The following is a 358-nucleotide window of genomic DNA, read 5'->3' on the forward strand; positions in this document are numbered from 1 at the left end:
GTTTCTTGGCCAAAAGTAATTTGGCTTTTTCACGATTCTTGCTTCCAATCTTCTTTCGCGACAGCGCCCGTTGCGCCTTCTTGACCTTCGCTTCGGACTTACGAAGGAAACGTGGGTTTTCGATCTCCTCCGAGACCATCGCATCGTTCGTCATGACGGCGAAGTGTTTTAGGCCAAGATCGATCCCGACCTTGTTCTTGGCTGGAATCCATGGTTCATTCTCCTGTTCGACGAGGATGGAGATGAAGAACTTGCCTGTCTTGGTCATTGAGACCGTCGCCGACCGGATGACGCCCTCAAACGAGCGATGTTGTTCGAACTTCACGAAGCCGATTTTAGGAAGTCTCACCTTGCCGTC

General features: G+C 51.1%; 1 protein-coding gene. It reads right to left on the minus strand.

Annotated features, from left to right (window positions below; translation table 11 throughout):
* Window positions 1-358, minus strand: a 358-nt coding sequence (locus tag KNO87_RS15390) for an RNA-guided endonuclease InsQ/TnpB family protein (RefSeq protein WP_214814853.1), incomplete at both ends; no start/stop codon positions are given.

This window comes from Exiguobacterium sp. s34, from assembly GCF_018617435.1.
GTDB classification, from domain to species: Bacteria; Bacillota; Bacilli; order Exiguobacteriales; family Exiguobacteriaceae; genus Exiguobacterium; species Exiguobacterium aestuarii.